Source organism: Ensifer sp. 2TAB8 (assembly GCF_052115125.1).
In the GTDB taxonomy this organism is placed as follows: domain Bacteria; phylum Pseudomonadota; class Alphaproteobacteria; order Rhizobiales; family Rhizobiaceae; genus Ensifer.
Genome location: NZ_JBFRGB010000001.1, coordinates 1,073,561 through 1,086,489 on the forward strand (window position 1 = coordinate 1,073,561; position 12,929 = coordinate 1,086,489).

Sequence of the window (12,929 nt, forward strand, 5' to 3'; positions counted from 1 at the left end):
GGTCGCCGTGGCGGAGGGGCGCAGAGTGCTGGTACCGCCGTCGAGATCGAAGTCACCGTCGCGATTGAGCCAACCGGCCCCGGCAGACGGCAGAGGGACAAATCCAAACGGCATGGCAACAAACGGCAGGTCAGGACAGCGGATCGAGCCATCGTTCGGCGGAGACGAGGACGATGATGACGACTTTCGCGTCGAGGCCAGCGATCGTGTGACCACCAGCCGCAAGGCGCCTCGCGGCAAATCTTCGGGCAATAGCAAGAAGGGCAACGGCAAGAAGAAGGCAGCCGGCAAGCGCGGCGGCGCGCGTCGCGGCTCAGGCGGTGGCGGTTTCATCGGCCTTGTCCGCACACTCTCCTACTGGTGCATCGTGCTGGGCATCTGGGGCGCCATGGGCGTCGGCGGCCTCGTCCTCTATTACGGCGCGCGCATGCCGAGCGCCGGAAGCTGGTCGATTCCCGAGCGCCCGCCGAACGTCAAGATTCTGGCGGTCAGCGGCGACGTCATCGCCAATCGCGGCACCACCGGCGGCGAGGCATTGTCGCTGGAAAACATGTCGCCCTATATTCCGCAGGCCGTCATCGCCATTGAGGACCGCCGCTTCTACTCGCATTTCGGCATAGATCCGCTGGGGCTTGCCCGCGCCATGGTGACGAACCTCACCACCGGCCGCATGGTGCAGGGTGGCTCGACGCTGACACAGCAGCTTGCCAAGAACCTGTTCCTGTCGCCGGAGCGCACGCTGGAGCGCAAGGTGCAGGAAGTGCTGCTCGCCTTCTGGCTCGAGCAGAAATATTCCAAGGATCAGATCCTGGCGATGTATCTCAACCGGGTGTTCTTCGGCTCCAACGCTTATGGCGTGGAAGCCGCATCGCGGCGCTACTTCAACAAGTCGGCGCGCGACGTGAACCTCGGCGAGGCGGCATTGCTTGCAGGCCTGCTCAAGGCCCCTTCCCGCCTGTCGCCGGCGCGCGACCCACAGGCGGCGGAAGAACGAGCCCAGGTCGTTCTCGGCGCCATGCGCGACGAAGGCTACGTCACCGACAGCGAAATCAAGACGGCAATGTCGCAGACGCCGACCAAGGCGAAGAGCTACTGGTCCGGCGCCGAACATTACGTCGCCGACATGGTGATGGACCAGCTTCCCGGCATGATCGGCGAGGTCAAGGAAGACCTGGTCATCGACACGACGATCGACCTCAATCTCGAGAAGAAGGCCGAGGAGGTGATCGCAGCCACGCTCGACACCGACGGCAAGAAGCTCGACGCCTCGCAGGCTGCCCTCGTCTCGATCGACGGCACCGGCGCCATCCGCGCGCTCGTCGGCGGCAAGGACTATGCCGAAAGCCAGTTCGATCGCGCCTCCAAGGCAAAGCGCCAGCCGGGGTCCGCCTTCAAGCCCTTTGTCTATGCCGCGGCCCTCGAGATCGGCCGCACGCCGATGTCGATCCGCAACGACGGACCGGTCCGGATCGGCAACTGGACGCCCGAGAACTACGACCAGAAGTATCGTGGCGAAGTGACGATCGCCGATGCGCTCGCCAATTCGCTGAATACCATCGCCGCGCAGTTGGTGATGGAGGTCGGGCCGCAGAATGTCGTCAAGGTGGCCCATCGCCTCGGAATCGATTCCGAAATGCAGGCCAATGCCTCGATCGCGCTCGGCACATCCGAAGTCAGCCTGGTCGAGCTGACGTCCTCCTATGCCCCGTTCATGAACGGCGGCTTCAAGGCAACGCCGCACGTCATCCGCCGCATCTCCAAGGCCGACGGCACGGTGCTCTACGAGAACACCTACGACAACCCGCCGCGCGTGCTCGATCCGGCGATCGTCAGCGAAATGAACCAGATGATGGTGCGGGTGCTGACCAAGGGTACCGGCAAGAAGGCGCAGCTCAAGGGTTGGGAGGCAGCGGGCAAGACCGGCACGACCCAATCCTTCCGTGATGCGCTGTTCGTCGGCTACACCTCGAACCTGACCACCGGCGTCTGGTTCGGCAACGATGACGGCAAGTCGATGAAGAAGGTCACCGGTGGCGGCCTGCCGGCCAAGGCCTGGCACGATTTCATGATGGCAGCCCATGAGGGACTCTCGCCCTCGCCGCTCTTCGGCACGACGGGCGTGCAGCCGGTCTTCGACGAGGGCGTGAACACGCCGGCCGGCGACTTGCTCTCCGGCGATCCGGAGGCCTTCCCGGAAGCGCCCGTTAGCGCCAATGGCGCGGTCGCCGTCGGACAACGTCCCGTGGACCAGGGCGGCGAATGGGGTGGTCAGAGCGCCGATCAGGGCAATGGCGGCCTGGTGCCACCGGCCGATGTGGGCCAGACGACGGGCGCCACGCGCCGTACGACCCTCTTTGACATTTTGACCGGCGGTTGAGCCGGCGCGACCGTGCCGGAAGCATACAACTGGCGCCTTTCTCACCGGCGGCGGACAGCCCATTTCCGGCTGGGCAAATCGCGGACTTGCATTTGCCCCCAAACGCCCCGCAGAATGCCTTGCAGTCCGAAACGCCGGTCCTTATATACGCCGCATCGGCGCAGTCTCGGCTGCGAAGAAATCCTGAGACCATCCCGTTAGGGGCTGTCTTACGAATGCCTGACCGGGTTCCGACAGTCCGCTGCAAGGAGAGAACGACATGGCTAAAGTTATTGGTATTGACCTGGGAACGACCAACTCCTGCGTCGCCGTCATGGACGGAAAAGACGCGAAGGTGATCGAAAATGCCGAGGGCGCGCGCACGACCCCCTCGATGGTGGCATTCAGCGACGACGGCGAACGTCTCGTTGGCCAGCCGGCCAAGCGCCAGGCGGTCACCAATCCGGAAAACACGCTTTTTGCGATCAAGCGCCTGATCGGCCGGACCTTCCAGGACCCGACCACGCAAAAAGACAAGGACATGGTTCCTTACAAGATCACCAAGGCCGACAATGGCGACGCCTGGGTCGAAGCGCACGGCACGGATTACTCCCCGTCGCAGATCTCCGCCATGATCCTTCAGAAGATGAAGGAAACGGCTGAATCCTACCTCGGTGAAAAGGTCGAGAAGGCCGTCATCACCGTACCGGCCTACTTCAACGACGCTCAGCGCCAGGCAACCAAGGATGCCGGCAAGATCGCCGGCCTCGAAGTGCTGCGCATCATCAACGAGCCGACTGCAGCAGCCCTTGCCTATGGCCTCGACAAGAAGGACGGCAAGACGATCGCCGTTTATGACCTTGGCGGCGGCACCTTCGATATCTCGGTTCTCGAAATCGGCGACGGCGTCTTCGAAGTGAAGTCGACCAACGGCGACACCTTCCTCGGCGGTGAAGACTTCGACATGCGTCTGGTCCAGTACCTCGCCGGCGAATTCAAGAAGGAACAGGGCATCGACCTGAAGAATGACAAGCTCGCTCTTCAGCGCCTGAAGGAAGCTGCCGAAAAGGCCAAGATCGAGCTGTCCTCGTCGCAGCAGACCGAAATCAACCTGCCGTTCATCACGGCTGACGCTTCCGGTCCGAAGCACCTGACGATGAAGCTGACCCGCGCCAAGTTCGAAGCGCTTGTCGACGACCTGATCCAGCGCACCGTTGCGCCGTGCAAGGCCGCCCTCAAGGACGCGGGCGTCTCGGCTGCCGAGATCGACGAAGTCGTTCTCGTCGGCGGCATGAGCCGCATGCCGAAGGTGCAGGAAACCGTCAAGCAGCTGTTCGGCAAGGAGCCGCACAAGGGCGTGAACCCGGATGAAGTGGTGGCCATGGGCGCTGCCATCCAGGCCGGCGTTCTGCAGGGCGACGTCAAGGACGTTCTGCTGCTCGACGTGACCCCGCTGTCGCTCGGCATCGAAACGCTCGGTGGCGTCTTCACCCGCCTGATCGAACGCAACACGACGATCCCGACCAAGAAGTCGCAGACCTTCTCGACCGCCGACGACAACCAGTCGGCCGTGACGATCCGCGTCTCCCAGGGCGAGCGTGAAATGGCGGCCGACAACAAGCTGCTCGGCCAGTTCGACCTCGTCGGCATTCCGCCGGCACCGCGCGGCATGCCGCAGATCGAAGTCACCTTCGACATCGACGCCAACGGCATCGTGCAGGTTTCGGCCAAGGACAAGGGCACCGGCAAGGAGCACCAGATCCGCATCCAGGCATCCGGTGGTCTCTCCGACGCCGACATCGAGAAGATGGTCAAGGACGCCGAAGCCAATGCCGAAGTCGACAAGAAGCGCCGCGAGGGTGTCGAAGCCAAGAACCAGGCCGAAAGCCTGATCCACTCCAGCGAGAAGTCGCTGAAGGATTACGGCGACAAGGTTTCGGAAACCGACCGCAAGGCGATCTCCGACGCGATCGCAGCGCTGAAGACCGCCGTCGAAGCTTCCGAGCCGGACGCCGAGGACATCAAGGCCAAGACCAACACGCTCATGGAAGTTTCCATGAAGCTCGGCCAGGCGATCTACGAAGCGCAGCAGACGGAAGCCGCCCATGCGGATGCCGCTGCGGACGCTGCCCGTGACGGCGATGTCGTCGATGCCGACTACGAAGAAGTCAACGACGAGGACGACCGCAAGCGTTCGGCCTAAGTCGCCCTTCGAACAGACGAAAAGCCCGGGTTCGCCCGGGCTTTTTTGTTGGCCGCTTGGTCTGACGCGACGGGCAAATGTGGCGAGAGGGGCCGCGCCGCGCGGCAAACGTTACTTTTCCGACAAAAAACCGCATCTACCGCCGTTCGGGCTATGGTATCGCGCTTCAAGGTTTACTAAATCGGTGGCAAGGTAAACGGGCAGCCGCCGAGCCTTCGCGCTGGCACGCCTTGTCAACAGGACAATCTTCGACGAATGAAACGTGATCTGTACGAAACGCTTGGGGTTGCCAAGAATGCCGATGAGAAGGAGCTGAAGAGCGCCTTCCGCAAACTCGCGATGAAGTATCACCCGGACAAGAACCCCGGCGACGCGGCAGCAGAGAAGACCTTCAAGGAAATCAACGAAGCCTACGAGATGCTCAAGGACCCGCAGAAGCGGGCGGCCTACGATCGTTACGGTCACGCGGCCTTCGAGCAGGGCGGCATGGGCAATGGCTTCGGCGGCGCCGGCGCGGGCGCAGGCGGCTTCTCCGACATCTTCGAGGACATCTTCGGCGAGATGATGGGCGGCGGACGCCAGCGGCGCTCGTCAGGCGGTCGCGAACGCGGCGCCGATCTTCGCTACAACATGGAGATTTCGCTCGAGGAAGCCTTCGCCGGCAAGACCGCGCAGATCCGCGTTCCGACCTCGATCACCTGCGACGTCTGCACCGGCTCCGGCGCCAAGCCCGGCACCAGCCCGAAAACCTGCGGCACCTGTCACGGCTCCGGCCGCGTTCGCGCAGCCCAGGGCTTCTTCTCGATCGAGCGCACCTGCCCCACCTGCGGCGGGCGCGGCCAGACGATCACCGATCCCTGCGGCAAGTGCCACGGCCAGGGCCGCGTCACCGAAGAGCGCACGCTCTCGGTCAACATTCCGGCCGGCATCGAGGACGGCACCCGCATTCGCCTTTCCGGCGAAGGCGAAGCCGGGCTTCGCGGCGGACCGGCGGGCGACCTCTACATCTTCCTTTCGGTCAGACCGCATGAGTTCTACCAGCGCGATGGCGCCGATCTCTATTGCAGCGTGCCGATCTCGATGACGACGGCTGCCCTTGGCGGCAAGTTCGACGTGACCACGCTCGATGGCACCAAGTCGCGCGTCACGGTTCCCGAGGGTACCCAGGCCGGCAAGCAGTTCCGCCTCAAGGGCAAGGGCATGCCGGTGCTGCGCTCGGCCCAGTCCGGCGACCTCTACATCCAGATCCAGATCGAAACGCCGCAGAAGCTGACCAAGCGCCAGCGCGAGCTGCTGCAGGAATTCGAGCAGATCTCGTCCAAGGACAACAATCCGGAATCGACGGGCTTCTTTGCCCGGATGAAGGATTTCTTCGATACGCTGAGCGACTGAAGCTTCGAGCCTGACGACTTCTACAACGCCGCGCGCCGGAAACGGTTGCGCGGCGCGTCTATTTCAGAGCAGGGCCGTGAGCTGCCACAGCCCGGCCAAAACGAGCGCTACCCCTGCGATGCGGGACAGGATCCTGCCGCCGGGCACGACCTTCTCCGCCAGAACGAAGATGGCGATCGCGGCGATCCACAGCACGTTCATCACCCCGCCGACGAACAGCAGCGCCATCAGCGCCCAGCAGCAGCCGACGCAATAAAGCCCGTGCCGTACACCGAGGCCGAAGGCGCCGACCGCCTTCCGACGAAAGCCGCCGTGGTTCTGTATGAAAAGCAGCGGCGCCTGGCACTGGCTGAGGCAGCGATCCTTGAGCGGCGTGAACTGGAACAGGCCGACGGCAATCAGCACGATGCCGCTGAGAACCGCACTGGCACTGGCAAGCGCCGGTGTGAACAACAGTGCGCGATCGAGCAGCCATTGCCCGAGAACAGCGACGAGCGCGAACAGGATCCATGCCGACAGGTAGCCGATGGCAAAGAAGCCGGTGGCGGCAAAGGGCTTGCCCTGTTGCGCCGCCTGGCGGCCGACACGGGCATAGAGCAGGATCATCGGCGTCGCCGACGGCACCATCATACCCACCATCATGACGGCCCACATGATGAAGGCATAGGCGAAGGTTGCCGCGGTCCAGGGACCGACGGCCGCCGCTGACACGGATGTCATCGCCCCCTTTTGCGTTTCCATCGGCGTGCTCATCGGCATGTCCATGGGCATATCCATGGCCGAGCCCATATCCATGCTGCCGTGGGACGCCGGAGCAGCGGCCATATCCATGGCCGATGCCAGCCAGAGAATGTAGATCCAGCTGATTGCCGCCAACGTAACCAGCGCCGCCGCGACGATCGCGCGGTCGCGTCTGAGCAGGGTTTCAAGCGCCGTATCCCTCATCGACGTCAGTGGATCACGCCGCTTTCGGTCAGGTGCATCCGCGCGAAATGGGCGTGCGAATCCACCAGCGCCAAGGTCAGCGGTCCCTTCGTCTCGGCCCACCCGCGCCCGACTTCGCAAAGATCGTATTCAAATCCCTGCGGGAGATTGATGCGCGCCTGATGCGCGACGCCGGTCACCGGATTGAGGATCGGTTCGCCGCGTGCAGCGATCCAGCCCGGCACATTCAGCCGCGCCAGACGGCCGCTGACATCGACCTCTAAATCGATCTCGGCAAAGACCGGGTCGTACATGGTTTCGAAGGTCGTTGCGAAGACCTGGAAAAAGGTCGCGCCAGGCTCCGTGTCCTCCCCGCTCATGATGCGCAGAAGCGCCCCACGCTGCGCGTCGGAGGCCCGAACATCGACGATCGGCACCACCTTCCCTCTCCCCTCGTGAATGGCGCCCGGCCAGGCGGCTATCAGGCCGCCACGAAGCCCATCCAGTCGGGTGTCGCCGTGATAGCCTTCCTCGATCTCGAAGGCACCGACGGCGCTGCAGTGGCCTTGCGTCGGCAATGCATTGAATTGGCAGGGGCAGCCATAGGCGCAATTGCAATGAATGAATTCGCGCCCCTTCATCATCCATCTCACACTCGTCATCGTCTCCTCCCGGGATCTGATCGGTGTTCGTCTCGCGGAACTCTCCGCGAACGGATGCCTTTTATTAGATCGCGAAAATATACTCCTCTCCTCTACCAATGCCAACGCTCGTCGGCACGTCGGCGCCGCGGATCCATGGGACCCGCGGCGCTCAAAAACGCACACCGAGGTTTTTCAGATCGTGGGCAGGAACGCCACTAGAGGGTGGCCATGCCGCCGTCGACGATCAGTTCGGCGCCGACGGTGAAGGTGGCTTCGTCGGAGGCGAGGAAGACGACCGCCTTGGCGATCTCGCTCGCATCGCCAAAGCGGCCAAGCGGAATCTGCGCGGCGATGGCATCGACGACCTGCTTGTTTTCCTCGGGCGTCGGAGCGTGGCCGTCATGGAGCGGCGTGCGGATCGGTCCGGGGCTGACGGCGTTGACGCGGATGCCGCGGCCAATCAGTTCGCCGGACAGCGTGCGGGCCAGCGACAGCAGGCCCGCCTTGGTCAGCGCATAGACGCTCGAGGTCGGCATGCCGATATGGGCATTGATCGAGGTATTGAGCACGACCGAGGCGCGCTTCGAGAACACCGGCAGCAGCGCCTGGATCAGGAAATACGGGCCCTTGACGTTGATGGCGATCGACCGGTCGAAGCTTGCCTCATCCCACTGCTCGATCGGCTGCAGCTTGGCGATGCCGGCATTGACGAACAGGATGTCGAGCGTGCCGAAGGCGGCACGGATCTTTTCAGAGACAGCAGCCTGGCCCGCGACATTGCCGGCATCGGCCTCGATGATGAACGCGGCCTCGCCAAGGACGGCGCGGGCTTCGGCGATGTTCTTCGGGTTGGTGCCGGTGACGGCGACCCTTGCGCCTTCGGCGATGAACTGACGCGCGGTTTCGAGACCGATCCCGCTGGTGCCGCCGGTGATGAGCGCCGTCTTGTTCTGCAAACGTGACATGATGAAAGTCCTCTCGTTGAGTTGAAGAGGAGGCCGGTTCGGCTGGAGCCGTCGTCCTCGAATGCACACAGATATGGCGGAAAACGATCGTTCGGATTAGTCTTCCAATGTTGGAACTGAAATTCGGGAAAGCCGAACGATGATGAAGATCGAAGGAATAGCGGCCTTTGTTGCGGTCGCCGAAGCCGGCTCGATCAGCGAAGCGGCGCGCCGCCTGCGCCTGTCGAAATCCGTCGTCAGCGAAAGAGTGGCCGAACTGGAGCGCGGACTCAACGCCACCCTGCTCCATCGCACGACGCGCAAGCTGACGCTCACCGAGGACGGCATCGCCTTCCGCGAGCGAGCCGTCCGGATCGTGAGTGAAGTGCAGGCGGCGGCCAGCGATCTTGCCGAGCGCCGCGGGCTTCTGACGGGACCGCTCAGGATCGCAGCGCCCGTCAGCTTCGGCCGCCTCCATCTCGGCCCGGCGCTCTACCCGTTCCTGGCGAAGCATCCGGAAATCGAATTGACGCTCGACCTTGACGACCGCCGGGTGGACGCTGCCTCCGAGGGCTATGACGCGATCGTTCGCCACGGCACGATCGCCGACTCTCGACTGGTGGTCTGGAAGCTTGCGAGAAGCCGGCGCCTGCTCGTCGCTTCTCCCGATTATCTCGATCGCCACGGCACCCCGGCGTCGCTTGGCGAACTCGAAGGCCATCGCGGCATCTTCTACACCAATCGCGGAGCGGCCGACTGGCGGTTCGAGGGGCCCTCAGGCGCAACGATCGTGCGGGCGCGCCTGGCGCTTGGCATGAACAATGGCGACATGCTGCACGACGCCGCCGTTGCCGGGCTCGGCATTGCGCTACTGCCTGCCTTCATCGCCGGCCCGGCCGTGCGTGATGGGCAACTCCGGGAGATCGAAGTCGGACTGCGCCCGGAGGCGGAATTCATCTATATGGCGCACCCGGAAGGCCGGCGCGTCTCGGCCAAGCTCAGAGCCATTGCCCAGCACCTGAAAGAGGCTTTCGGCGATCCCCCCTATTGGGACCCGTGAGGCGCGCCCGCAACCCCGGCGTAATCGTTGCCGGCGACGATTGCTCGCCGATTGCCGGTCAAGTCTCGACGGAAGCTTGATCGAAACCGGCTGGCATTCGCATCGCACCCATCGCAACCAGGGATAGTCTTCCTATCTTTCACCATGCGGACCTTCTTTCTGAACTGGATCGTCGCCATGACGCTTGGCACCTCAGCCCATGCGGGCTCCCTCTCCACGGCCCCGACCGATGCCGAAATTCAGGAAATCCTGACCGACCGGATCGACAGGCAGCAGCAGTCGATCGGCATCGTCGTCGGCATCATCGACGCCAATGGCCGGCGCATCGTTGCGCACGGTCATCCGGCCAAGGGCGACCCGCGCCCGGTCGACGGGCAGACCGTGTTCGAGATCGGTTCGGTCACCAAAGTCTTCACCGCGCTGCTGCTCGCCGACGCGGTAGAAGAAGGCACGCTGCGCCTCGATACGCCCGTCTCGACGTTACTCCCTGCAGGTGCGACGATGCCCGACGACAAGCAGGCTGCGATCACGCTGAAAGACCTGGCGACGCACATGTCCGGCCTGCCGCGGCTACCCAGCAATCTGGCGCCGGCCGACATGAGCAATCCCTATGCGGACTACGACGCCGCCAAGCTCCATGCCTTTCTTACGAGCCACAAGCCGCTGCGGCGCCCTGGCGTCGAGCACGAATACTCCAATCTCGGCGCAGGCCTTCTCGGCCACGTGCTCGCCTTGAAGGCCGGGCTTTCCTATGAAGAGCTCGTCGCCAGCCGCATCGCCGCGCCTCTCGGAATGAAAGACACGGCGATTACGCTGCGGCCCGACTGGTCCGGACGGCAGGCGAAGGGGCACGACGCGGCCCTGGAGCCGGTCAGCGATTGGGATCTCAACGCGCTGCAGGGCGCGGGTGCCCTGCGTTCCACCGCGGACGATCTTCTGATCTTCCTGGAGGCGGCCATGGGGAGAAAGCCATCGTCGCTGGCACCGGCCTTCGCTACCCTGCTCGCAACCCGGCAGCCGCTCGGCAATGGAGACGACGACCAGCAGGCGCTCGGCTGGGTCATCTCGGGCAAGGGCGACGAGCAATTCATCTGGCACAATGGTGGGACCGGTGGCTACCGATCCTTCGTCGGCTACCGTCCGTCGACGGGTGTCGGCGTGGTCGCCCTCTCCAATGCGTCGACCGACATCGGCGTCGACGACATCGGCCGCCATCTGCTGAATAGCAACGCTCCGCTTGCGCCTCCAACCGTCCGGCGCACGGCCGTAACGGTCGATCCGGCAAGCTACGATGCCTATCTCGGCACCTACCGGCTGGCACCTGGATTCGACCTGACGATCTTTCGCGATGGCAATCGGCTGTTTGCCCAGGCAACAGGCCAGGACCGGCTAGAAATCCTTCCGGAGGCCGAGCATCGCTTCTTTGCGAAGCTCATCGATGCGCAGATCAGCTTCACGGTAACCGGCTCTCGCGCCGAGAGCCTGACGTTGCATCAGGGCGGACGAGACAGTCCCGCGCCCCGGGTCGAGAAATAAGAAATGATGGGCGTCTCCCGCCAAATAGGCGGGAGACGCAGTGTGTTTCGATCAGAAGATCAGATCGATCAGGAAGTAGGCAAGAGCCGAGATCGCGGCCGCTGCCGGCATGGTGATGAACCAGGCAATGACGATATTGCCGGCAAGCCCCCAGCGGACCGCCGAGACGCGGCGGGCGGCACCCACGCCGATGATCGCACCGGTGATGGTGTGCGTCGTCGAAACCGGGATGCCGAGCCAGGTGGCGGCAAACAGCGTGATCGCTCCGCCCGTTTCGGCGCAGAAGCCCTGCATAGGGTTGAGCCTGGTGATCTTCGAGCCCATGGTGTGGACAATGCGCCAGCCGCCGAACAGCGTGCCGAGCGCGATCGCCGCCTGGCAGGTGATCACCACCCAAAAGGGCACGTAAAACTCCGAACCGAGATAGCCCTGCGAGAAGAGCAGAACAGCAATGATGCCCATGGTCTTCTGCGCGTCGTTGCCGCCGTGGCCGAGCGAATAGAGCGAGGCCGAGATGAACTGCATGATGCGGAAGGTGCGGTCGACGGCAAAGGGCGTCTGCCGCACGAAGAGCCAGGAGACGATCAACACCAGCATCAGCGCCAGGAAGAAACCGATCGCGGGCGACATGAAAATGGCGCCTACGGTCTTCAAAAGGCCGGTCCAGACGATGGAACTAAATCCGGTGCTGGCAAGGCCGGCGCCGACGAGGCCGCCGATCAGCGCGTGCGAGGAGCTCGACGGGATGCCGAAGAGCCAGGTGACGATGTTCCAGACGATCGCCCCCATGAGCGCTGAGAAGATCACCAGCGGCGTGACGATTCCGGGATCGATGATACCCTTGCCGAGCGTCTCGGCCACGTGCAGGCCGAAGAACAGGAAGGCGATGAAGTTGAAGAAGGCCGCCCACAGGACCGCATATTGCGGCCTGAGCACCCGCGTCGAAACGATCGTCGCGATGGAATTGGCGGCATCGTGCAGACCGTTCAGGAAGTCGAAGAACAGCGCGATGCCGATCAGCCCGACGAGCAACGGAAAGGCGAGCGTCGCATCCATCAGACGTTCTCGATCACGATGCCGCTGATTTCATTGGCGACGTCCTCGAAACGGTCGATGACCTTTTCCAGCTGGCCATAGATCTCGCTGCCGATGATATAGGCCATCGGGTTGCTCGCGCCGTAACGGTGGAACAGGTCCTTGAGACCCTGCTCGTGCAGTTCGTCGGAGTGTCCCTCGAGGCGGGTGACCTCCTCGGCGATGGCGATGAGGCGGTCGTGATTGACGCCGATGCGGTCGAGCAACGGCACAGCCTCGGCAATCAGATGCGCGGCCCGGCCGACGATCGTGCCCATTTCGCGCATGCCGGGGTCGAAGCTTTTCTGTTCGTAGAGCCGGATTGTCTTGACCGTCTTGTGCATCATGTCGATGGCATCATCCATCGACTGGATCAGATCCTTGATGTCCCCACGGTCGAAGGGCGTGATGAAGGACCGACGGACGGCCAGGAGCACATCGGCGGTGATATGATCGGCTTCATCTTCAAGCGCGACGATCCGGTCGCACTGTTTCTCCATGTCGTCGCCGCCGGCAAGCAGCTTGTCGAGTGCTTCGGCGGCACCGACGACGGTGAGCGAGTGTTTTGCGAAGAGGTCGAAAAAGCGATCCTCGCGGGGAAGTAGTTTGCGGAACCAAGCCAGCATCACAAATATGTCCATTCGTGGATTGTCATGAAACTGTCATATTTGACCGGAGCGCCCAAGAAAAGCACCTGATCCAAGGGGTTTGTCGCCTTTCCCCCGCCGAAATTGGCCAACTTGCACCGATATGGACATGCATGCCGTTTCACCTTGCCTTGGCGCCTGCTTTCGTC

At 63.3% G+C, this 12,929-nt stretch carries 10 protein-coding genes; 5 read left to right on the forward strand and 5 right to left on the reverse strand.

All coding sequences use genetic code 11. The features are described from left to right. Positions 1–112: 112 nt before the first annotated feature. From AB4Z53_RS05375 to dnaJ, 3 genes are all read left to right on the forward strand, one after another. Positions 113–2,377 (forward strand): transglycosylase domain-containing protein, encoded by a 2,265-nt coding sequence (locus AB4Z53_RS05375; protein ID WP_441595120.1) that lies wholly within the window; start codon positions 113–115, stop codon positions 2,375–2,377. A 259-nt stretch (positions 2,378–2,636) separates the two neighbouring features. Further along, a complete protein-coding gene (gene dnaK, locus AB4Z53_RS05380) occupies positions 2,637–4,559 on the forward strand; it encodes a molecular chaperone DnaK (RefSeq protein WP_113539927.1) in 1,923 nt (640 codons plus the stop codon). 255 nt (positions 4,560–4,814) lie between these two features. Beyond that, the gene (gene dnaJ, locus AB4Z53_RS05385) at positions 4,815–5,951 is read left to right on the forward strand and encodes a molecular chaperone DnaJ (RefSeq protein WP_113539926.1); all 1,137 of its coding nucleotides are present in this window, start codon (positions 4,815–4,817) and stop codon (positions 5,949–5,951) included. A 63-nt stretch (positions 5,952–6,014) separates the two neighbouring features. On the opposite strand, the gene AB4Z53_RS05390 is transcribed toward dnaJ, so the two are convergent. The 3 genes from AB4Z53_RS05390 to AB4Z53_RS05400 all read right to left on the reverse strand — a co-directional run bounded on the left by AB4Z53_RS05390 (position 6,015) and on the right by AB4Z53_RS05400 (position 8,484). After that, positions 6,015–6,896: a DUF2182 domain-containing protein gene (locus AB4Z53_RS05390; protein ID WP_441595123.1), complete on the reverse strand. Its 882-nt coding sequence runs from the start codon at positions 6,894–6,896 to the stop codon at positions 6,015–6,017. Between the two features lie 5 nt (positions 6,897–6,901). Next, entirely contained in the window at positions 6,902–7,537 is a 636-nt protein-coding gene (locus AB4Z53_RS05395) for a DUF1326 domain-containing protein (protein ID WP_223726039.1), read from the reverse strand. A 197-nt stretch (positions 7,538–7,734) separates the two neighbouring features. Further along, on the reverse strand, positions 7,735–8,484 hold the full coding sequence (locus AB4Z53_RS05400; RefSeq protein WP_113539923.1) for an SDR family oxidoreductase: 750 nt from the start codon (positions 8,482–8,484) through the stop codon (positions 7,735–7,737). A gap of 139 nt (positions 8,485–8,623) precedes the next feature. On the opposite strand from AB4Z53_RS05400, the gene AB4Z53_RS05405 reads away from it, so the two are divergent. Beyond that, positions 8,624–9,523 (forward strand): LysR family transcriptional regulator, encoded by a 900-nt coding sequence (locus AB4Z53_RS05405; RefSeq protein ID WP_113539922.1) that lies wholly within the window; start codon positions 8,624–8,626, stop codon positions 9,521–9,523. 177 nt (positions 9,524–9,700) lie between these two features. After that, positions 9,701–11,059 (forward strand): serine hydrolase, encoded by a 1,359-nt coding sequence (locus tag AB4Z53_RS05410; RefSeq protein ID WP_441595126.1) that lies wholly within the window; start codon positions 9,701–9,703, stop codon positions 11,057–11,059. Positions 11,060–11,110: 51 nt separating this feature from the next. On the opposite strand, the gene AB4Z53_RS05415 is transcribed toward AB4Z53_RS05410, so the two are convergent. Then, positions 11,111–12,115 carry an inorganic phosphate transporter gene (locus AB4Z53_RS05415; protein WP_113539921.1) on the reverse strand — a complete coding sequence of 335 codons (1,005 nt, stop codon included), beginning with the start codon at positions 12,113–12,115 and terminating at the stop codon, positions 11,111–11,113. Then, positions 12,115–12,759: a DUF47 family protein gene (locus AB4Z53_RS05420; protein ID WP_113539957.1), complete on the reverse strand. Its 645-nt coding sequence runs from the start codon at positions 12,757–12,759 to the stop codon at positions 12,115–12,117. Before AB4Z53_RS05420 ends, AB4Z53_RS05415 begins: the two co-directional genes overlap by 1 nt. Between the last annotated feature and the right edge of the window lie 170 nt (positions 12,760–12,929).